This is a genomic window from Mycobacterium sp. NPDC004974 (genome assembly GCF_053600815.1).
On record NZ_JBSGAQ010000018.1, the window covers coordinates 51,734 to 73,457 of the forward strand.

At 65.4% G+C, this 21,724-nt stretch carries 17 protein-coding genes, 1 tRNA gene and 1 pseudogene; 10 read left to right on the top strand and 9 right to left on the bottom strand.

The genetic code is table 11. The annotated features are described in order from the left end of the window. Positions 1–22: 22 nt before the first annotated feature. Positions 23–1,492, bottom strand: a complete 1,470-nt coding sequence (locus tag ACWEFV_RS29215) for a wax ester/triacylglycerol synthase family O-acyltransferase (RefSeq protein WP_450072742.1) — start codon at positions 1,490–1,492, stop codon at positions 23–25. Positions 1,493–1,629: 137 nt separating this feature from the next. Between ACWEFV_RS29215 and ACWEFV_RS29220 the strand changes: the two genes are divergently transcribed. Then, positions 1,630–1,702 (top strand) — tRNA-Arg (locus ACWEFV_RS29220). 121 nt (positions 1,703–1,823) lie between these two features. Continuing rightward, positions 1,824–2,312: a universal stress protein gene (locus tag ACWEFV_RS29225; protein ID WP_450072743.1), complete on the top strand. Its 489-nt coding sequence runs from the start codon at positions 1,824–1,826 to the stop codon at positions 2,310–2,312. A 12-nt stretch (positions 2,313–2,324) separates the two neighbouring features. Here the strand turns inward: ACWEFV_RS29225 and ACWEFV_RS29230 are convergent, their stop codons facing one another. Beyond that, positions 2,325–3,158 carry an MBL fold metallo-hydrolase gene (locus ACWEFV_RS29230; protein WP_450072744.1) on the bottom strand — a complete coding sequence of 278 codons (834 nt, stop codon included), beginning with the start codon at positions 3,156–3,158 and terminating at the stop codon, positions 2,325–2,327. 82 nt (positions 3,159–3,240) lie between these two features. Between ACWEFV_RS29230 and ACWEFV_RS29235 the strand changes: the two genes are divergently transcribed. From ACWEFV_RS29235 to ACWEFV_RS29270, 8 genes are all read left to right on the top strand, one after another. After that, complete coding sequence (locus ACWEFV_RS29235) at positions 3,241–4,023, top strand: FadR/GntR family transcriptional regulator (protein ID WP_135456476.1); 783 nt, start codon at positions 3,241–3,243, stop codon at positions 4,021–4,023. 59 nt (positions 4,024–4,082) lie between these two features. Next, the gene (locus ACWEFV_RS29240; protein ID WP_450072745.1) at positions 4,083–5,684 is read left to right on the top strand and encodes a class I adenylate-forming enzyme family protein; all 1,602 of its coding nucleotides are present in this window, start codon (positions 4,083–4,085) and stop codon (positions 5,682–5,684) included. Next, the gene (locus ACWEFV_RS29245; RefSeq protein ID WP_450072746.1) at positions 5,671–6,444 is read left to right on the top strand and encodes a class II aldolase/adducin family protein; all 774 of its coding nucleotides are present in this window, start codon (positions 5,671–5,673) and stop codon (positions 6,442–6,444) included. The genes ACWEFV_RS29240 and ACWEFV_RS29245 overlap by 14 nt, the downstream gene beginning before the upstream one ends. Positions 6,445–6,458: 14 nt before the next feature. Then, positions 6,459–7,727 carry an amidohydrolase family protein gene (locus tag ACWEFV_RS29250; RefSeq protein WP_450072747.1) on the top strand — a complete coding sequence of 423 codons (1,269 nt, stop codon included), beginning with the start codon at positions 6,459–6,461 and terminating at the stop codon, positions 7,725–7,727. A gap of 3 nt (positions 7,728–7,730) precedes the next feature. Beyond that, positions 7,731–8,690, top strand: a complete 960-nt coding sequence (locus ACWEFV_RS29255; protein WP_450072748.1) for a D-2-hydroxyacid dehydrogenase family protein — start codon at positions 7,731–7,733, stop codon at positions 8,688–8,690. A 160-nt stretch (positions 8,691–8,850) separates the two neighbouring features. Then, the gene (locus ACWEFV_RS29260; protein WP_450072749.1) at positions 8,851–9,291 is read left to right on the top strand and encodes an MmpS family transport accessory protein; all 441 of its coding nucleotides are present in this window, start codon (positions 8,851–8,853) and stop codon (positions 9,289–9,291) included. Then, positions 9,291–12,185, top strand: coding sequence for an MMPL/RND family transporter (locus ACWEFV_RS29265; RefSeq protein ID WP_450072750.1), 2,895 nt, complete (start codon positions 9,291–9,293; stop codon positions 12,183–12,185). The genes ACWEFV_RS29260 and ACWEFV_RS29265 overlap by 1 nt, the downstream gene beginning before the upstream one ends. Positions 12,186–12,207: 22 nt before the next feature. Next, entirely contained in the window at positions 12,208–12,774 is a 567-nt protein-coding gene (locus ACWEFV_RS29270) for a TetR/AcrR family transcriptional regulator (RefSeq protein ID WP_450072751.1), read from the top strand. A gap of 28 nt (positions 12,775–12,802) precedes the next feature. On the opposite strand, the gene ACWEFV_RS29275 is transcribed toward ACWEFV_RS29270, so the two are convergent. The 7 genes and pseudogenes from ACWEFV_RS29275 to ACWEFV_RS29305 all read right to left on the bottom strand — a co-directional run bounded on the left by ACWEFV_RS29275 (position 12,803) and on the right by ACWEFV_RS29305 (position 21,718). Next, positions 12,803–13,450: a dihydrofolate reductase family protein gene (locus ACWEFV_RS29275; RefSeq protein WP_450072752.1), complete on the bottom strand. Its 648-nt coding sequence runs from the start codon at positions 13,448–13,450 to the stop codon at positions 12,803–12,805. 79 nt (positions 13,451–13,529) lie between these two features. Then, on the bottom strand, positions 13,530–15,095 hold the full coding sequence (mbtM, locus tag ACWEFV_RS29280) for a long-chain-fatty acid--ACP ligase MbtM (protein ID WP_450072753.1): 1,566 nt from the start codon (positions 15,093–15,095) through the stop codon (positions 13,530–13,532). After that, positions 15,092–15,361: pseudogene (locus tag ACWEFV_RS29285) on the bottom strand (acyl carrier protein); the annotation flags it as partial. The pseudogene ACWEFV_RS29285 and the gene mbtM, both read right to left, overlap by 4 nt. Positions 15,362–15,461: 100 nt before the next feature. Further along, the gene (locus tag ACWEFV_RS29290; protein WP_135456495.1) at positions 15,462–16,091 is read right to left on the bottom strand and encodes a GNAT family N-acetyltransferase; all 630 of its coding nucleotides are present in this window, start codon (positions 16,089–16,091) and stop codon (positions 15,462–15,464) included. Positions 16,092–16,572: 481 nt separating this feature from the next. Continuing rightward, a complete protein-coding gene (folP, locus tag ACWEFV_RS29295; RefSeq protein ID WP_450072754.1) occupies positions 16,573–17,322 on the bottom strand; it encodes a dihydropteroate synthase in 750 nt (249 codons plus the stop codon). A 46-nt stretch (positions 17,323–17,368) separates the two neighbouring features. Next, on the bottom strand, positions 17,369–18,259 hold the full coding sequence (locus ACWEFV_RS29300) for a mycobacterial-type methylenetetrahydrofolate reductase (protein WP_450072804.1): 891 nt from the start codon (positions 18,257–18,259) through the stop codon (positions 17,369–17,371). Between the two features lie 66 nt (positions 18,260–18,325). Then, positions 18,326–21,718 carry a pyruvate carboxylase gene (locus ACWEFV_RS29305; protein ID WP_450072755.1) on the bottom strand — a complete coding sequence of 1,131 codons (3,393 nt, stop codon included), beginning with the start codon at positions 21,716–21,718 and terminating at the stop codon, positions 18,326–18,328. Between the last annotated feature and the right edge of the window lie 6 nt (positions 21,719–21,724).

The following is a 21,724-nucleotide window of genomic DNA, read 5'->3' on the forward strand; positions in this document are numbered from 1 at the left end:
CGTGTGCCCGGATCTTTCGAAGTCACTGTGCAGCACTCCCGTTCGTCGCCGACGTGTCGCTGCTGAAGGAGGCCGGCTCCGCTCGGCCGTCGCCGCCGAGCGCCAGCACCTCGTCGAAGCCGGCCAGCAGGCACTGGGCGAACAGCTTCTCGTCGGTGATGGCAGCCCGGTCGTAGCGCGCGGTGACGGTGATGTGTCCCGATCTCGAGATCAACACCACCATCATCGCCACCCCGGGCAGAGGGCCTATTCCGTAGTGGCGCATGATCTTTGCCCCGGCGATGAAGGTGTCCCCCGGATACACCGGGACGTTGCTGGCTTGCACGTCGGAGTTCACCACCGACCCGGCCACCGTCTCCAGCACGGCATCGGGCAACAGGCTCAGCACGGGCGCGATCGCGCCGACCACGTCGATGGCACGCTCCTCACGCTTGCTCATCATCTGCGACCGGACGGCTTTGATCCGGGTCTCCGGGTCGACGATTCCCACAGGCGCGGCGAGGTTGACCCCGGCGAAGCGGTTGCCGCCGGCCGGATCATCCTCGGAACGCAGGTTGACCGGCACCGCCATCGGCAACGTCTCGATCGATATGCCCTTGGCGTCGTGGTAGAGGCGCAGTGCGCCGCACAGCCCGGCCAGGTAGGCGTCATTGATCGAACCGCCGGCGGCCTTGGCCGCCCGGTGCAGGTCGGAAAACGGAATGTCGATCGCTTCCGAGCGCGACGACAGGCTCCGGCGGCGCAGCAGCGGCGAGTGGTGCGCAGCCGGCCCCATCACCCGGGCACCGGACATCGCGTAGTCGACGGCGCCGCTGACCGCGGAGACCGGGTCGCGCACCACCTTGGTCACCGTGCGGGCCGCCTGCCCGAGCACACCGAGCACACCGCCCGCGATCGATCCGGGGAGTCGGTTGATGCCCTCACGCATCAGGTCGTTGGGCGAGAGGTCCTGTGGGATGGGCAGCGGCGCCTCAGCGGTCGGTTCGGGATCGCGTTCGAGGTCGTAGATGTTGGCGAACATCTCGACCATGCCGACGCCGTCGGACACCGCGTGGCTCAGGTGCAGGATGGTTGCCGCGCGCCCGTCGGCCAGCCCTTCGACCAGGGTGGCGTTCCACAGCGGACGGGTGATGTCCATCGGGGACTGCAAGGCGACCTCGGCCAGATCGAACACGTCGCGCAACGTGCCCGGCGCCGGAACCCGCACCCGCCGCACGTGATAGTCGAGGTTGAAGTCAGGGTCGACGACCCAGCGCGGAGCGGCCGTGGGCAGCGTGGGCATGACGACCTTCTGGCGCAGCCGCAGAACCTTGCGCGACGCGTGGTCCAGACGGGCCCGGAATCGTTCCCAATCCGGTGTGGTGTCGAGGATCTCGACGCCCAGGATCCCGGACCGGGTGCGCGGGTTTGCCTCTCCCCGATGCAACAGCTGATCGACTGCGCTCAGCTCTTCAGGCAGTCCGGCCGCATCCAACTCCGGCACGTCGCTCATAGCTTGGTCCCTCTCCCCTCCCCTGGCCACCAAGTGCAGCGTCCACGCTAGTCCGCGACCGGCCCCGCGGGTCGGCTTTGCCGGTGACACGGTTTGCGTGGTGTTGGGCACAGTCGCGATAGACTCTGCGGGCGTTGGCCTCCGTAGCTCAGTGGATAGAGCAGCCGCCTTCTAAGCGGCTGGTCGCAGGTTCGATCCCTGCCGGGGGCGCTCCTTGTTTGTATTGCCTCGGTTGATCCTCGGCACGGCGCGAAGCCGAATCTCCATCGGCAGAAGATTGACGTGCGTTAATGTCCTGTTTGTCCTGGTAAGCCGACAGTTCGGAGCTGACATGAGCACGTATCGGACGATTGTTGTCGGGACCGACGGGTCCGACTCGTCGTTACGTGCGGTCGACCGCGCCGCCACGGTCGCCGCGCAGGAGAACGCGAAGCTGATCGTCGCGAGTGCTCATCCACCCGTGGCCGAAAAGGGCGGCTGGTCGCGACCGCCGTCGCCCGATCATGTGGTCGATACCCGTGCGGAGGACAGCCTCAAGAGCGAGGGCTACAGGATGCACGGCGCCGCCCCGGTCTACGAGATCCTCCAGGTGGCGCGCGACCGGGCCAAGGCCGCCGGCGCCTCGGATGTCGTCGAGCGGGCGGTCGAAGGTGCCCCGGTCGACGCCCTGGTGAAACTCGCCAAAGAGGTCGATGCGGATCTGATCGTCGTCGGCGACATCGGGCTGGACTCCGTCGCCGGCCGCCTGCTGGGTTCGGTGCCTGCCACCATCGCCCGCCGCGTCAAGATCGACATCCTCATCGTCCACACCGCGGACTGAGATGCTCGCGGTCTAGACCGACACCCAGATCAGCCTGTCGTCGTCGGAGACGACCGTGCCGGCGGCCGGGGCCGCGAAATGCGTTCCGAACAACAGTGCCTGCTCGTCGACGATGCCCTGCAGCAGCCGGGTGCGGGTCACGGCGGCCGCGGCCGGATCGTCATCGGGTAGGGCCTGGACCTCGGGGTGGGTGATCTGGATCGGATGGTGGATCACGTCCCCGCTGATGATCGCCACTTCCCCGTCGGACTCGATTCGGATCGCGGTATGTCCCGACGTGTGACCGGGCGTGGCCATGAGCCGAATCTCGTCGGTGATCGCGTGGTCCATCTCGGTCAGCCGCAGAACGTCGTGTGCGACAAGAGGTTCGACGGTCTCGGGAGCGGCGCGGTTCGGCGCCGAGGACTGCCGCCATGACGTGTACTCGTCGGCGGTGAGCAGGTACGTCGCGTTGGGGTAGGTGGGGACCCAGGCACCGTCGCGCTGGGAGGTGTTGCGCCCGGCATGGTCGAGGTGAAGGTGGGTGCAGACCACTGTGGTCACGTCGTCGGGCGTGAATCCGGCCGCGGCCAACGACTGTCGGTACTGGTCAGGGTCCATGGGGATCTGATAGGGCAGGTCGTGACCTTCCCCGAAGCAGCAGTCCACGACCACGAGCTCGTCACCGGATTCGATGAGGAACGACTGGATGGCCACCAGCAGATTGCCCGCGTCATCGACGTAGTGCGGCTGAAGCCACCTCGGGAGCTCGGGCGGAAGCCCGCGAAACAGCCGGTCAGGCCGGGTGGGCACGACAGTCTCGAGGACGGAGTGAATCGTCAACGCGCCGATCGTCCACTTCTGCATGGCTCACCGTATGAGACAAATCATTTGGATACAAGGCTGGGCACGGCCCCCTCAATGGCGGAGCATCTGGCACACTCGATGCGTGGCGCAGCCAAACGTCCGGTTCCAGCGACTTGCCGAACAGGTCGCCGACCAGTTGCGGCGCCGGATCCTGACCGGCGAACTGCCCGACGGCACGATCCTGCCCAAGGAAGACGAACTTCTCGTCGAATACCCGATCAGCAAACCGTCCCTGCGCGAGGCGATGCGCATCCTCGAGGCCGAGGGGCTGTTGACGGTACGGCGCGGCAAGCTCGGCGGCGCGGTGGTCCACCGACCCGATGCAGCAAACCTTGCCTACACCATGGGGCTGGTACTGGGCGCCGGGCAGGTCGGACTCGCCGACGTGGGCACCGCACTCCTGCAGGTCGAGCCGGCGTGTGCCGCGCTCTGCGCCCAGCGGCCGGACCGGAAGCGCACTGTTGTACCCATTCTCCGTGAATTGCACGAAGAATCGGTCAGATCGGTTTCCGATCTGCTGCAGGCCACCTCGGCGAGTCGCCGGTATCACGAGGCGCTGGTGCGCCACTGCGGCAACGAGACGATGATCATCCTGGCGGGCGCGCTGGAGGCGCTGTGGTCAGCCCACGAGCAAAACTGGTCGGCTCAGGTGACGGACCACTCGACCGTGCCCGTCGAGGAGCGCCGGGCGGTTCTGGAAGACCACCGCCAGGTGATCGACGCGATCGACATGGGCGATGCACAGCGAGCCCGCGATCTGGCCGCGGCCCATCTGGTCAACGCCCAGCAGTACCCCGGCGTCGACGGGGTCGTCGACCCGACGATGGTGCGTGCGTGGGCGCAGTCCGGTCCCCGACGACCGTGATCCACGAGCGACAACAGTGTGACCGTTGACACAGGTTCTTATTTTCATATGATTTGGTGATGAAGGTCGGCGACGCCGCAGTTGACGCTGCAGAAGCGGCCCACTACCGGTCGGCCGGATGGTGGTCGGACCGCACGATCTCGCAGACCGTGCGGGAACACGCCCTCACCCATCCCGACAAGCCGGCCTATATCGACCACCCCGGCACCACGTTCACCTGGAACGAATTCGACTGTGCCGCATCGCTACTCGCCGCCCAGTTGGCGGGGCTGGGTGTCCGACCAGGCGATCGCGTCGCGGTGTGGCACGGCGACACCGCGGCCATCCATGTGCTGTTCGTGGCCATAGAACGCTGCGGCGCCGTGGTGGTGGGGATCGGTGCCCGCGCCGGAACGCGCGAGGCCACTCAGATCCTGCGGACCACCGATCCGCGCCTGCTGATCAGCGACGCGGCGCGGCACGCGTCGGCACAAACCACAGTTGCGGGGCTCACGCCCGAGATCAGCGCGCTGGTGTTGGACGGTTTGTCCCTCGACACTGACACCCCATCGCGGCCACCGGCCGCGGGTGTCGGAGCCGACGACGTGTTCCTGATCAACTCGACCTCGGGAACCACGGGCCTACCCAAATGTGTTGTGCACACGCAGAACCGTTGGCATTACTTTCATCAGCAGGCAGTCGCCAACGGGGCACTGAGTTCCGACGACGTCTTCCTGCCCGTCATCCCGGCCCCGTTCGGATTCGGCATCTGGACCGCCCACACCACCCCGATCCACCTCGGTGTCACCACGATCCTGCTCGAGCGGTTCGACGCGGCAGCCGCGTGCGAGGCGATCGCCCGCCACCGGGTCAGCGTGTTGTGCTGTGTCAGTACCCAATTGATGATGATCATGGCCGACCCGGCATCGCGCGAGAACGACCTGAGCTCGCTGCGCGTGGTCTTCACCGGTGGCGAGGCGCTGCCGTATCAGCGGGCCGCCGACTTCGAGGAACTCACCGGCGCCACCATCCTGCAGTTCTACGGCTCCAACGAAACCGGCTTGCTGAGCGGAACGACGCTGCAGGATTCCAGGGAACGCAGGCTGCGCACCGCCGGAAGGCTGGTGCCGGAGATGGCGGTGCGCCTGTTCGACGGCGATGACGACGTGACCTCAACGGGCCGTGGGCAACCGGCCTGCCGCGGACCGGCCACCAGCCTGGGCTACCTCGGCGGTGTAGACCACGACAAGCTCTACACACCTGACGGCTGGATGCGGATGGGCGACGTGTGCGAGGTCGACGCCGACGGCTACCTGTCCGTCACCGGCCGCACCTCGGACTTCATCGTGCGCGGGGGCAAGAACATCAGTGCCGGAGAGGTCGAGGATGCGGTGACGACACATCCCGGGGTGGCCGTCGCGGCCGCGGTGGCGATGCCCGACCCGGTCTTCGGCGAGAAGGTCTGCATCTACGTAGAACCGGTGGCCCACGCCAACAGCCAAACGATCGATCTGCCCGGGCTCGTCGAGCACCTGCTCGCCCAGGGCATGTCGAAGGAACTTCTTCCCGAGCGGCTCATCGTCCTCGATGAGCTGCCCCGGTCTTCGGGCGGGAAGATCGCGAAAGGGCAACTCCGCGAAGATATCCGGACGCGGTTGGGAGACGGCTATGAACGTCGGTGAGATGCGTCAGGGCGGGCTGAAGGTGTGGTCACCGTCGGTCACCCCGCCGATCGGTGTCGACCTGTCCGAGGAACAGTCGCTGGCCGTGGCGTTCCGGCACCTGGCGGCCATCGGATTCGCCGAGAACATGGCCGGCCACATCACCTGGCAGCCGGAAGGCCGCACCGAGATGCTGGTCAATCCGTGGGGCCTGTGGTGGCAGGAACTCACCGCATCCGACATCTGTGTGGTCGACGAGAACGCCACGGTGGTACGCGGCCGCTGGGATGTCACCCCGGCCATCCACATCCACACCGAACTGCACCGCATACGCGACGACGCCCGCGTCGTCATCCACAACCATCCCTACTACGTGAGCCTCATCGCGGCGTTGGGAAAGTTGCCGGATCTGGTGCATCAGACCGGATCGCTGTTCCTCGACGACATGTGCTTCGTCGAAGCCTATGACGGCGAGGTCGATTCGGCGCCACGCGCCCGCGAGCTCGCCGAACGGATCGGCACGGCCAATCTCACCATCCTGGCCAACCACGGCGTCATCACCACCGGAGGCACCGTGGCCGAGGCCGTGTACCGGGCCGCGTCGATCGACCGGGTGTGCAAACTGGCCTACCAGGTGATGCTCACCGGCCGGGAGCCGACCGCGATGAACCGCTCCGACATGTACGGCATGAAGGCCTCGCTCATCGAGCGGGCCGCCGACGTGTACTGGGCCGGGGCCGCCCGTATGACCATCAAGGCCGACCCCGACGTCCTGACCTAGAAGGAGACTGGCCCATGAAGTCCATCGACGAACTCGCCGGCAATCTCGACTTCACCACCGCGCACAAGGGCGCCGAACGCACGGTCACGTTTCTGCCCGAACCGCAGCGGGCCGAACGTCTCTACACCGTGATCTCGGTCGACGATCACATCGTCGAGCCACCGGACACGTTCACCAGCCGGGTGCCTCGCAAGTTCGCTGACCGTGCCCCGAAGGTCGTCGACACCGAGAACGGCGGGCAGACCTGGATGTACGACGGGCAATCGCTGCCCAACGTCGGCTTCAACGCCGTGGTCGGCCGCCCGGTCTCCGAATACGGTTTCGAGCCGGCGCGATTCGACGAAATGCGCCGCGGCGCCTGGGACATTCACGAACGCGTCAAGGACATGGATCTCAACGGTGTGTACGCGTCGCTCAACTTCCCGTCGTTCCTCCCCGGATTCGCCGGCCAGCGGCTGCAGCAGGTGACCAAAGATCAGGAGCTCGCGATGGCCGCGGTGCGGGCCTGGAACGACTGGCACCTCGAAGCGTGGGCCGGGGCCTACCCCGATCGGATCATCCCGTGCCAGCTGCCGTGGCTGCTGGACCCCGAGGTCGGCGCCCAGATGATCTACGAGAACGCCGAACGCGGATTCCACGCCGTGACATTCAGCGAGAACCCCGCCATGCTCGGGCTGCCGACCATCCACTCCGGCTACTGGGAGCCGATGATGGCGGCGTGTGCCGAGACGGGCACCGTGGTCAACCTGCACATCGGATCCTCGGGCTCGGCGCCGTCCACCACCGACGACGCCCCGCCGGACGTTCAGGGTGTGCTGTTCTTCGCCTACGCCATCACCGCGGCGGTCGACTGGCTGTACTCCGGCCTGCCCAGCCGGTACCCGGACCTCAAGATCTGTCTGTCCGAAGGCGGAATCGGCTGGGTGGCAGGCCTACTGGATCGACTGGACCACATGCTGAGCTACCACCAGATGTACGGAACCTGGAAGGCTATGGGCGAGAGCCTCTCCCCCGCCGAGGTGTTCACCAGGAACTTCTGGTTCTGCGCGGTCGAGGACCAGTCCTCGTTCGTGCAGCACGAACGGATCGGCACCGGCAACATCCTGCTCGAAGCCGACTACCCGCACTGCGACTCGACGTGGCCGCACACCCAGCACACCATTCACGAACAGATCCAGGGCCTGCCCTCCGAGGTGATCCGGAAGATCACCTGGGAGAACGCATCTCAGCTCTACCAGCATCCGGTACCCCTCGCGGTGCAGAACGATCCGAACGCCTACTGATCGATGACCGCACCGCTGCGCATCGCCGTCCTCGACGACTACCAGGGAATCGCCGACACCGTCGACTGGTCACCGATCCCCCGCCCCGCCCAGATCATGGCACTACGCGAGCACATCGCGCCGGGTACGGCCCTGGTCGAGTCGCTGGCCGGCTGCGAGGTCGTCGTCGCGATGCGGGAACGCACCCCGATCGACGCTGCGCTGCTCGGCCAACTGCCCGATCTGAAGCTCCTCGTGACAACGGGACCGTTCAACGCCGCGATCGACGTGGCCGCCGCGCACCGCCTCGGCATCACCGTGTCGGGCACCGGCGGAGCGATCACCCCGACGGTCGAACACACCTGGGCACTGATCCTGGGGCTGCAGCGACACCTCGTCCTCGAGGATCAGCGCATCCGTAACGGGCTGTGGCAGAGCACCATCGGCAGCGACCTGCATGGAGCGACCCTGGGGCTGGTCGGGGTGGGCCGGATCGGCAGCCGGGTCGCCACGATCGGCAAGGCGTTCGGCATGAACGTGATCGCGTGGAGCCCCAACCTCACTGACGAGCGTGCGGCCAAGGCGGGCGTCGTCCGCGTTGATCGGGAGGCATTGTTCGCCGCCGCCGATGTCGTATCGCTGCACATGGTGCTCGCCGAGAGCACACGTGGCCTGATCGGCGCCGCCGAGCTGGCCGCGATGAAACCTTCGGCGATCCTGGTGAACACCTCGCGCGGGGGCCTCATCGACGAGGATGCGCTCGTGCAAGCCCTGCGCGGCAAGCAGATTCGTGGCGCAGCGCTGGATGTCTATCGACAGGAGCCCCTTCCCCCGGGGCATCCGTTGGCCACCCTGCCCAACACCTTGCTGACCCCGCACCTCGGCTACGTCACCGAGGGCGTGATGACGATCTTCTACCGCGACATCATCGAGGACATCGCGGCCTACTGCACGGGATCCCCACTGCGTCTGCTCACCGCGTAGGTCACTAAGAAATTCCAGTTCGCAAACAACTGTGAGGTATCTCAATATCCCTTAATGGAACGTTGAGCATCCACTAAAGGCCTGTTACGTTCAGCCGATCAAAACGCGGTCGGATGGGGCTTCCGTCGGCATGCGCCGAACCGGAGAGGTGGATTTTGCCGTGGCTACGCTATTTCGGCTCGCCAAACGCTTCTGGATTCCCATGGTGCTGGTGGCTGCCCTTGCCGTCAGCGGGTTGGCAATGAACCGGATGCACGGGATCTTCGGCACTCACATCAACACCGACCCGGGACAGTCCGCCGGCGACGACATCGTGGAGTTCAACCCGAAGCGCGTCGTCTACGAGATCGACGGGCCGAGTGGCACCAGCGGGCACGTCAGCTTTCTGGATGCCGACGCCCAACCCCACACCGAGAGTTTCAGCTCGCTGCCGTGGCGGCACGAGGTTGTCACCACCCTGCCGACGGTGTTCGCCAATGTGGTTGCCCAAGGAGATAGCGAAGTGATCAGCTGCCGGATCGTCGTCAACGGCGAAGTCCGAGACGAGCAGACCGTGAACCAGCACGACGCCCAGGCCTTCTGCTTGGACAAGGCCGCCTGATGGGTAACCACCGAGGAGCCGAAGGCGGATCGCGCATCAGCACGGTCGCCGCTACCCCTGAACACAAGGGCATCGCCCGCGTCATCCGCGTCGCCGCGATCCCGATCATCCTGGCGTGGGTCGTGCTCGTCGTCGTCCTGAACGCGCTCGTCCCCCAACTCGAGGTCGTCGGGCACGAGCACGCCGTCTCACTGTCACCCCAGGACGCACCGGCACTGGTGGCGATGAAGAAGATCGGCGAGCGCTTCGATCAATTCGACTCCGACACGATCGCCATGGTCGTGCTCGAGGGCGACCAGCCGCTGGGTACCGAGGCTCATCGCTACTACGACGAACTGGTCCGCACGCTGCAGGCCGATACCAAACACGTTCAGCACGTTCAGAATTACTGGGGCGACCTGATCACCGCGGCGGGATCCCAGAGCACCGACGGCAAGGCCGCCTACGTTCAGGTCAACCTCGCGGGCAACCAGGGCGAGACGCTGGCCAACGAATCGGTCGGCGCGGTCCGCAAGATCATCGAGGAATCGAATCCGCCCGCAGGCGTGAAAGCCTATGTCACCGGCCAAGGTCCGCTCACCACGGACATGAACGAAGCCGGCGACAAGAGCATGATCAAGATCACCTTCGTCACGATCGCCGTGATCGCGGTGATGCTGATCGTCGTCTACCGGTCGATCGCCACGATGTTGTTGATGCTCATCGTGGTGCTGCTGGAGATGTCGGCGGCTCGCGGAGTCGTGGCGGCCATCGGCCACGCCGGCCTGCTCGGCCTGTCGACGTTCTCGGTGAGCCTGCTGACCTCGTTGGCCATCGCGGCGGGAACCGATTACGCGATCTTCCTCGTCGGCCGATATCAGGAAGCGCGACAGAAAGGTCAGGAACGAGAGGACGCCTATTACACCGCATTCCACGGTGTCGGGCATGTCATCCTCGGCTCCGGCCTCACGGTCGCCGGCGCCATGCTGTGCCTTCACTTCACCCGGTTGAACTACTTCAGCTCCATGGGTATCCCGAGCGCCATCGGCATGTCCGTGGTGGTGCTGGCCTCGCTCACACTTGCGCCGGCAATGTTGGCGGTGGGCAGTCGGTTCGGCTTGCTCGACGCCAAGCGCGAGATCCGCTCTCGCGGTTGGCGCAGGCTCGGCACCTCGGTGGTGCGCTGGCCCGTTCCGATCCTGGCGGCGGCCATCGCGGTGGCACTCGTCGGACTGCTGGCTCTGCCCGGCTACAAGACCTCCTACAACGAGCGGCTCTACATCCCCAAGGATCTGCCGTCCAACGTCGGATACGCCGCTGCCGAGCGACATTTCACCGCCGCGCGGATGAACCCCGACCTCCTGCTGGTGGATGCGGGCCGCGACCTGCGCAACCCTGCCGACATGATCGTGCTGGACAAGATCGCCCGCGAGCTGATCCGCGTACCCGGTGTCGCGCGCGTGCAGAGCATCACCCGTCCACTGGGCCGCCCCATCGCGCACAGCTCCGTGCCGTTCCAGGTCAGCATGCAATCGGTGTCGATGACCGAGAACCTGCAGTTCCTGCGGGAACGCATGGGCGACATGAATACGCTCACCGACGATCTCGGCCGGATGATCACGATCATGGAGAACATGCTGGGCCTGATGAACCGGATGACCGGCATCACCCACGAACTGACCGCCAGCATGAACGACATGCAGGCGAGTACCAACGAAATGCGGGATCACATGGCTGATTTCGACGATTTCATGCGGCCGATGCGGAACTATCTGTACTGGGAACCGCACTGCTACGACATCCCGATGTGCCAATCCATGCGCTCGTTGTTCGACGGGCTCGACGGCATCGACACCATGACCGAAACCCTCTCGGATTCGGTGAAGAACATGAACGAGATGGATCAGCTGATGCCGCAGTTGGTGGCGCAACTGCCACCGATGATCGCCATCTCGAAGTCCATGCAGGGCACGATGAAAACGATGTTCAGCACGTTCAACGGGCTGGTCGACCAGATCGCCAAGATGACCGACACGGCGTCGGTGATGGGGCAGGCGTTCGACGACGCCCGCAACGACGACTCGTTCTATCTGCCACCCGAGGCGTTCGACAACCCGGACTTCAAGCGCGGGTTGGCGCTGATGGTGTCGCCGGACGGTCAGGCCGCGCAGTTCATCATCACCCACGACGTGGATCCGGCTACCTCCGAGGGTATTTCGCATGTCGACCCGATCTTGAAGACGGCCCGGGAGGCGATCAAGACGACGCCGCTGGCCGACGCCAAGATCTATCTCGGCGGCACCGCGGCCACCTACAAGGACATCCAGGTGGGCGCCCAGTGGGATCTGCTGATCTCAGCCTGCGGCGCGATCACGCTGATCTTCATCGTGATGCTGTTGATCACCCGCGCCCTGATCGCGTCGTTCGTCATCGTCGGCACCGTGATCCTGTCCCTGGCCGCATCGTTCGGCCTGTCGGTCCTGGTGTGGCAGTACCTGCTCGGGATCGATCTGCACTGGATGACATTGGCGTTCTCGGTCATCATCCTGCTGGCGGTCGGATCGGACTACAACCTGCTGGTGGTCTCGCGGATGAAGGAAGAGATCGGCGCGGGCATCAACACGGGCATCATCCGGGCCATGGGCGCCACCGGCGGCGTGGTCACCGCGGCCGGCCTGGTGTTCGCATTCACGATGGCGTCGATGGCCACGAGCGATCTGATTGCGATCGGGCAGGGCGGCACGACCATCGGCCTGGGTCTGTTGTTCGACACCCTCGTCGTTCGCTCGCTGATGACACCGACGATTGCCGCGATCCTCGGCCGCTGGTTCTGGTGGCCGCTGCCCGTGCGCCAGCGTCCAGCGCGTTTCCTCTCTGATCGGACAACACAGATACCGGTGGCGAGAATGTCGTGACCCGCGTCGATACCATCGACGCATGAGCACAGGCGAGCTCTCGGCCACCCAGTCGCGCACCCGTGGTGCGATCATCGAGGCCGCCGCCGCAGTCCTAGCTGACGACCGGACCGCGACGTTGCCCGATATCGCGAAGGCGGCCGGGGTCGGCCGCACCACGGTGCACCGTTACTTTCCCGACCGGGAATGCCTGATCAACGCCACAATTATCGACTCGGTGCAGGTCCTGACCAACGCCGTGGCCGCTGCCGCGCCTGAGGACGGCTGCGCGATCGAGGCGATGCGGCGCGTCATCAACGCCATGATCTCGGTCGGTAACCGGCTCCTGTTTCTCTTCGACGACCCCACCGTTATTCGCGGCCTGCCACCCGAGGCGGTGCCCGACAACAGCTATCTCACCAGTCTGATCGAACGCGGCCAGGCCGAAGGTGTGTTCGATCCGGAATCGAGCACACAATGGCTCGAACACGCGCTCTACGGTCTGGTCATGTGGGCCTGCCAGGACTCCAAGAACGGCCTCATGCCGCAGCACGCGGCCGCCCCCGCCGTCATACGCACCTTCGAGCGCGGGGTGCGTACCCGCGGTTGAGGTACGCACTCGCCGTGCTCAAGCAGGCTCAGCGTCGCCAGAACAGGTGATGGGTGACCGCGCCGCCGGGGCTGGGGACCACGTCGTGGTAAAAACGGTCGTTCAACTCATCTGGTGAACCCCAGAGGCGGGTCCCGCTGCCCAACTCGGCCGGCGACACCGCCACATGCAGCGTGTCGACCAGATCGGCGTCCAGGAACTCCCGGATGGTGCTCGCTCCCCCGCCCAACCGCACATCCTTGCCCTGCGCCGCGGCCCGGGCCTGCTCCAGTGCGGTCGCCGGATCGGCGTCGATGAAGTGGAACGTGGTGTCGGACAAAGTGAACGACGGACGCTCATGGTGGGTAAGAACGAAGACTGGGGTGTGGAACGGCGGCTCGTCGCCCCACCAGCCCTGCCAGTCGTGATCTTCCCAGGCGCCACGGTAGGGACTGAACTTGTTACGGCCCATGATCTCCGCGCCGATGTTGTTGTGGAAATCCCGGGTGAGGTAGTCATCGAGGCCCCGACTGCCGCCGGGCTCGGTGCGGTTGGGCCAACTTGCCGTGGCGCCGGCCCAGGCGAACATCGTCCCGGGGTCGGCGTGGCCGAACGGGCGCTCGAAGCTCTGGTTCTCGCCTGCGCCGAATCCGTCGCTGGAGACGTTGAAGTTCTGGACTTTGAGCAGCTGGGCCACGTGTTCTCTCCCGATCGGTCAGCAATGGATGCTGATTGGACTCGGGACGAGGGTAAAACTCATCGCGCGGTCCAGGCCACTACCGCGCGGACTCCAGTTGGCGGCGGACCTCGAGTCGCCGGAGTTTCCCTGACGACGTGCGTGGCAACGAACCCGGCGACATGAGCACGACGTCGGCAGGCGTGACACCGCACACCGACACGACCCGCCGGATCACGGCGCTGCGAGTGGTGTCCTGCTCGGTCCCGATGAACTCCGCTGCCACCAGCAGCCGCGATTGCGCGGCGCCGGATTCCGTGCCGACCGCGACGACGGCTCCCTCTCGGACGCCGTCCACCTCACCGACGACCTGCTCGATCTCGGTGGGGAAAATGTTGCGTCCGGCGATCGTGATCATCTCTTTCGAGCGCCCGCAGATCACCAGCGCGTCGTCGACCAGGTAGCCGATGTCGCCCGTCGGGAACCACGTGCCGTTGCTGCCCGCATCGACGGGTGCATCCCCCAGGTACGACGTCATCATCGACGAACCGCGGATCTCGACTTCGCCGGTCGTACCGGACTCGTCGTGCGCAGACGGGACAATGCGGATCTCCATGCCCGGCACCGGACGACCCAGCAGCGCGTAGCGCTGGGCGGTGTCCGCAGCGTCCGGGATGTCGATGCGCAGTCCTTCCCCGGGTGCGGGGATGGTCACCGCGCACGTCGACTCGGCCATCCCGTAGGCGGGCGCCATCGCTGCCGCATCGAAACCGAACCTGCTCATTCCGCTTGCGAACCGATCCACACCGGCACAGTCGACGGTCTCACCCCCGTTGATCGCGATCCGCAGCGCGCCCAGATCGACGTCGGATACGCGATTGGCGAATCGGCCGAGCACCGAGTAGCCGAAGTTCGGCCCGGCGGTGAGGGTGGCGCCGGATTCGGAGAGCCAATCGGCCCACCGCAGCGGCGCGGCCGAGAACGCGCCCGTCGGCGCCAGCCACAATGACCCGCCGGACATCGTCGATGTCAACACCATCGCCAGGCCCATGTCGTGGTAGATCGGCAACCACGAACACCCGACATCGTTGTGGCCCAGGCACAATCGCTGGTTTACCGCCAGAATGTTGTTCAGCACGGCCTCCGGCGCCAGTACCGCGGTGCGCGGAGTACCGGTGGATCCGGCCGTGCCCTGCAGGATGGCCACGTCAGCGTGGTCGGGGTAGTGCAGGTTCCTGGATGTGGATGTGCGTACCGCATCGGCGATGTCACACACCGTCAGCGGAGAGCCCGCATCCCGCAGCAACTGCAGGGTGGCGCCGTGGCTGAACACGGTGGTCACGCCGATGCTGCTGAACCGGGACAACGTCGCGTGCGCCCACTCCGACGGTTCGGCGCCGCGCTGGGGACGCGGAAGGATCGACACCCCGGCACCCGCCAGCCATGAACCCTGAATGGCGGCAATCAATTCCACCGTCGGTTCGCCCACCAGTCCTACCGCGCCGGGCTGGTCCCGGCCCAGCAGATGGGCCGCAATGTGTTCGGCGATGCCGTGCACCTCGGGCCATGGACGCCGCTGCCAGGCATCGGTCTCGCGATCCAGGACCACCAGGTCGTGCGGTGAGCCGACCATTGCCTCCCGCAAGGCTCCTGCGAGCGGGTTCACGCTGCGCTCATGCGGTCGATCACCGACTGCAGATCGCCGACGGTCCGGCAGGTGATGAGGTCTTCCTCGCTGAGCTGCACACCGAACTTCTCCTCGATGGTCACCAGGCCCACCGGGAACGACACCGAGTCCATCCCGAGGTCATCGACGAGACGTGTACTGGCACTGAGTGATTTACATGGGAGTTCGAGATCGTCACGCAGGACGGAGACCAGCCCGTCGGTCACAACGGGCGATGTCGATGAATTGGTATCGGTCATATGTGAGTATCCGGCTGGCCGATGAGACCAAGCCTCACCTTTCGTTTCCGTTACGGATCAATTGATTGGAACCGACTGTCGGGCAGCCGGATTGAACAGTCTGGTGTCAAGCCATCCATTTCCGGGCGGTGTCCCGGTCGAGTTGGTAGAGCGCCATCCTGCGGTTGGACATCTCGTGCTCGCCGAGGAACCGGCACCCGGCGAACTCACACAACCCCCGCACAGTTGCGTTGCGGTGATCCGGGTCGAACATGATCCGCTCACAGTCGGGATCGGCGGCCAGGACGCTTGCGACGATTTTGGGCAGCAGCATCGGGCCGAGCCCCCGGTTGACCAATTCCTCGTCGGCAATCGCGCCGTGCAGCCCCAGATCGTGCGGCTCACTGTCGTAGCGATCGGCGATGGAATCTTTGGCGGCACGGTAGATTTCGAGGTAGCCACGGTCCACCCCGCCGATGTTCAGGATAAGCGGTAGTGAATAATCGCCCTCGACCTGCGCTTTCAGATGATTCCGCCAACGCTCGATCGGCCAGTCATATTCCCAGGTCTCGGCCAGGTGCGGCCGATTCATCCACTCGGCGATCAGGGTCGCGTCATCATCGGTGGCGACCCGAATCGCGCTCGGCCGCAACAATTGCGGAACTGGAGGAGCCGGGGTGCGCCGTACAGCGTCGGAAACGTTCTTGAGTTCTCGAGGAAGCACGGGCCCGTCCGGCGGATATCCAGCGGGCCGCATCGGAGATTCGGCCGTGGAGCCGCGCCGCATTCGAGAATGCACATCACCAGTTGCGCTGTGCTGCAGCACTTCATCACACGTCAAATGCCCATCCCCCTGCCTCCGGCGCTGATCGGGGGCGCCACATACGTGTGCGCGCCACGCCCAGACCCGCAGCCTCCTTAGACCAGCGAGGTGAGACTAACCAAAACTTCTCCGGCGGTGGGGCGTCCCTTTTGAGCGCGTGCGCCGGCCCTCGATCGGGCTTGCAGTCACCGTCAATTTTTCGAAGCGAACGTTAAACATGCTGAACAACAGGCTTTTCCAGATAATCAGCAACGGTGACGCACTGGCCGGCCAGGCGCCGGCCCTCGACCTTGGCACCGAGAGCCGCCCTGCTGCTGGTGGGCGCTGCCGGCGAACGCCACGGCGGAGAACATCGGCAGGTTGTGGTCGACTTTCTCCACCAGCACAGCATCTCAGCCAATTCCAGGCTGTGCGGTCAGCCCCAGATCGCCTGCAACATTGCGATGGTGTCCAACGTCTCGACGACATCATGAACTCGGATGACATCGACACCCGCCGACCACGCGGGCGCGACAACGGCCAGCGATCCCGCCAGGCGTCCGTCCACTGCGCGTCCAGTGACGTTGCCGACGAAAGATTTTCGGCTCACCCCGAGCAGCACCGGAAACCCGTGACTGCAGAGCTCCGGAAGCCGGCGCAGCAATTCGAGGTTGTGCCGAGGCGATTTGCCGAATCCGATGCCTGGATCGATCCACACCGGAGCGGCGCCGCCGGCAGCAGCCGTCTGCGCGACGCCGGTGACGGAACATGTCACCTCGCCGACCACATCCTCGTACTCCGGGAATCCGCTCGCGAGGACGGGAACTGTGTGGGCGTGCATGCTCACGTACCCGACACCGAGCCGACCCGCAACGTCGTAGAGCTTGCCCGAGACGTCATTGATGATGCCGGCACCGGCCAGTACCGCCTCTTCGGCCAGCTCTCGATTGCGCGTGTCCACCGACACCGTGCCCAGGTGGGCAAGTGCAGCGACGACCGGAAGCACGCGGTCGCGCTCTTCGTCGATCGACACTGGTGTGGCCCCCGGGCGAGTGGATTCCCCACCCACGTCCACCGCCCACGCCCCGGCTTCGAACATCCTTCGCCCCGCGGCGATCGCCAATGCGGTGACATCGAATCTGCTGTCGACCCAGAAGGAGTCGGGAGTGGCGTTCAGGACCCCCATCACTTTCATCTGGCCGGGTTTGGACCGTGCGTTCATCGCGGTCCGATCAGGACGTCTGTTTCGGTGACCAGTACGCCAGCATCTCGACGAATGCCTCGAACGCCGGCCGGGAGGCGCCATAGGGCGCTTCGAAATGCAGGCTCAGCGGAAACCCCAGGTCGGCCACCCCGTCGATCACCCTCTTGTAGAGATCAACCAATTGCCGCCGTTTCACGGCGGGCTCACCAGCGGCCAGGGATCTGACGAATGCCTGCTCCTGTGCAACAACGTCATTGCCGGGGTCCTGGATCAGCCAATCGATGAGGCCGACCCTGTTCTCCATCTTCGGCACGAAACCGAACGACAGCAGAACCTCTGGCCTGTGGTCGCTTTCCAGGGCGAACCGCTGCAGAAACCCGACCACCGCATCCGAGTACAGCAGCTGCGTCATGGCGAACGTGGCGCCCTTGTCGCATTTGAAGGTGAAGCGACTCTGCTCGGCATCGCGGGTCGGGATCAGGATCACCCCGCGGTTCTCGACGAGACCGTCGAACTTGGACAACGCGTCAGCCGGTGCGACGCCGTCACCTTCGCCGTCGCTCATCGTGCGCGGCACACCGACGAAGATCACGCCGTCGAAACCCGCCGCGCTCAAATCGGTCAGCCGATCGCGCAGCACCGCTTCTTCGGAGAACGACGTGACCTGCGTGCACAAGCCACGCACGCCCGGAAGCTCGGTTCGGATGGCCCGCCAGTAGTCGAGGACGTCCATCTTGGGCTTCATCTCTATGGGGCGGTCACCATCCTCGGCGATCATCGCCGGGATCATGACGTGGCCGAGCCGTCCTGCTACACCGCATTCCGTGGCCAGCCGCGCCACCTTCTGCGCTTCCTCCACCGCGTAACCTGCTCCGCGATCGACATTGGGCGGCACCAACTCAAGCGCGACGGTGTTCAGGGACACGAATACCTCCAATTGCGGCTGCAGATTCTCTGGCCGCACAGGGCCGAATTGGTCAGCGCACTAACTGACGACGACGAGGAGGTCATTGCCCTCCACCTGAGCAGTCCGCGCGACCGCGATCCTGGTGACGGTTCCAGATGCGGGCGCGGTGATGGCCGCCTCCATCTTCATCGCCTCGATCGTCGCGATCGACTGGCCGGCTTCGACGACCTGGCCCTCAACAACGTTGACTGAAACCACACCAGCGAAGGGAGCGCCGACATGGGCGACATTGGTCCGGTCGGCCTTCTCGGCAACCGGGACCTCGCCGGCGATACTGCGGTCGCGCACCACGATCGGCCTCAGTTGCCCGTTGAGGATGCACATCACGGTGCGCATGCCGCGCTCGTCGGCTTCGGAGATCGCCTCGAGCCCGATCAACAATTCGACCCCGGGATCCAGTTTGACCCGGTGTTCTTCGCCGTGGCGCAGACCGTAGAAGAACTGATTGGCGCTCAATCGTGAGGTGTCACCGTACTCGTCGCGATGAGCTTCGAACTCCGCGGTGGGCCCGGGGAACAACAACCGGTTGAGCGCCGCCTGCCGCTTGGGCCCCGGTGCGGCCAACAAGGTTTCATCCTCAGCGGATAACTCGTGTACAGGTTTGGCCGGGCCCCGACCATCGAGCGCCTTGGTGCGCAGAGGCTCCGGCCACCCGCCCGGAGGATCTCCGAGTTCACCACGCAGAAAGCCGATCGCACTGTCCGGAATGTCATAGCGAGCCGGGTCCGCGGCGAATTCCTCGGCACCCACACCCGCTCCGACGAAGGCCAGTGCGAGATCGCCCACCACTTTGCTCGACGGCGTGACCTTCACCAACCGACCCAACATCCGGTCAGCGGCAGCGTAATTCGCCTCGATGTCTTCGAACCGGTTACCCAGACCCAATGCGATGGCCTGCTGGCGCAGATTGCTCAGCTGGCCGCCGGGGATCTGATGGGTGTAGACGCGCCCCGTCGGGAACGAAGGACCCGACGCCGCAACATCAAAGGGCGCGTAGACGCGGCGCAATGCCTCCCAGTACGGCTCAAGGTCGCAGACCGCATCCAGCGACACACCGGTGTCGAATCGGCTGTGTGCGGCAGCGGCCACAATTGATGACAGCGAAGGCTGACTTGTGGTGCCGGCCAACGGCGCTGCGGCACCGTCGACGGCATCGGCTCCGGCATTCCACGCCGCGACATAGGTGGCCAGTTGGCCGCCGGGAGTGTCGTGGGTGTGCACGTGGACCGGAAGGTCGAACCGTGACTTCAGGGCAGACACCAACGTCGCGGCGGCCGGCGCCCGCAGCAGCCCGGCCATGTCCTTGATCGCCAGCACGTGGGCTCCGGCGTCGACGATCTGCTCGGCCAAGCGCAGGTAATAGTCCAGGGTGTAAAGGTTCTCGCCCGGGTCGGAGAGGTCACCGGTGTACGACATCGCGACTTCCGCGACAGTCGTGCCGGTACGCCGGACCGCGTCGATGGCCGGACGCATCGAATCCACATTGTTGAGCGCGTCGAAGATCCGGAAGATATCAACACCAGTCGCCGTGGCTTCCTCCACGAACGCACGCGTCACCGTCTCCGGATAGGGCGTGTAGCCCACCGTGTTCCGGCCCCGCAACAACATCTGCAGACAGATGTTGGGCAGTGCTTCGCGCAACGCCGCCAACCGCTCCCACGGATCCTGCTTGAGGAATCGTAGTGAGACGTCGTAGGTCGCGCCGCCCCAGCATTCGACGGACAGCAACTGCGGCATCATCCGCGCGATGTAGGGGGCGACACGTAGCAGTCCGCTCGTGCGCACCCGGGTAGCCAACAGCGATTGATGTGCATCGCGAAAGGTGGTGTCGGTGACGCCGACGGCGTCGGTGTCGTGTAGCCAGGCGGCGAAGCCTGCCGGCCCCAACTCCGTCAGGCGCTGCTTGGACCCAGGGGGTGCAGGCACGCTCAGATCACAGGCGGGCAGCTTGTCGCGTGGATAGACCGCAGACGGCCGCGGGCCGTGCGGCTGATTGACCGTCACATCGGCCAGGTAGTTCAGGATGCGGGTGCCACGATCGGCACTACCGCGCGCGGTGAGCAGCTGCGGTCGTTGTTCGATGTACGACGTCGTCACCCGGCCGGCGACGAAGTCGGGATCGTCCAGAACCGCTGCCAGGAAAGGAATGTTGGTGGTCACTCCGCGAATCCGGAACTCCGCCACGGCGCGTCGCGCCCGGGCCACAGCCGTCGGAAAATCGCGGCCGCGGCAGGTCAGCTTCACCAGCATCGAATCGAAATATGCGCCCACTTCGGCGCCGAGATTGGTGCCGCCATCGAGGCGGACGCCGGCACCACCCGGTGACCGATACCCGGTGATGCGACCGGTGTCGGGGCGAAACCCGTTGGCCGGGTCCTCGGTCGTGATCCTGCACTGCAGGGCAGCACCCCGGATACGTAGGGCGTCCTGGGCGAGTCCGAGATCGGACAGGGATTCCCCGGCGGCGATCCGCAACTGGCTCGATACCAGGTCGACATCGGTGACCTCTTCGGTCACCGTGTGCTCCACCTGGATCCTGGGGTTCATTTCGATGAACACGTGATCGCCGCGTTCGTCGAGCAGGAACTCCACCGTGCCCGCGCAGGTGTAGCCGATCTGGCGGGCAAAGGCCACCGCATCCGCGCAAATACGTTCCCGCAGAATCGGATCGAGATTCGGTGCCGGCGCCAGCTCGATCACCTTCTGATGGCGCCGCTGCAAGCTGCAGTCGCGTTCGAAAAGATGAATGACGTTGCCCTGGGTGTCCGCCAGAATCTGCACCTCGATGTGGCGCGGGTTGATCACCGCCTGCTCAAGGAACACCGTGGGATCGCCGAACGCGGACTGTGCTTCTCGACTGGCGGCCTCGATCGCTTCCCGCAGGTCGGCCGAGTCTTTGACGCGACGCATCCCGCGGCCTCCGCCGCCGGCAACAGCTTTCACGAACACCGGGAAGCTCATCGATTCCGCTGCGGCCAGCAGTTCTGCGACCGAACTCGACGGAGCCGACGATGCCAGCACAGGCAGGCCCGCCTTGCGCGCCTCGGCAATGGCTCTGGCCTTGTTCCCGGTCAGCTCCAGCACATCAGCCGACGGCCCCACAAAGGTGATCCCCGCCTGCGCGCATGCCCTGGCCAGTTCCGGATTCTCCGAAAGGAACCCGTAGCCCGGATAGACCGCATCGGCGCCTGCGTGCCGGGCCACCCGGATGATCTCGTCCACCGACAGATAGGCACGGACCGGATGGCCCTTGGCACCTATCTGATACGACTCATCGGCCTTCAGCCGATGCTGAGAGTTACGGTCCTCGTGCGGATAGACGGCAACCGTCGAGAGCCCGAGTTCATACGCCGCGCGGAATGCACGGATGGCGATCTCTCCCCGGTTGGCGACCAGAACCTTGTCGACCACTGTTTC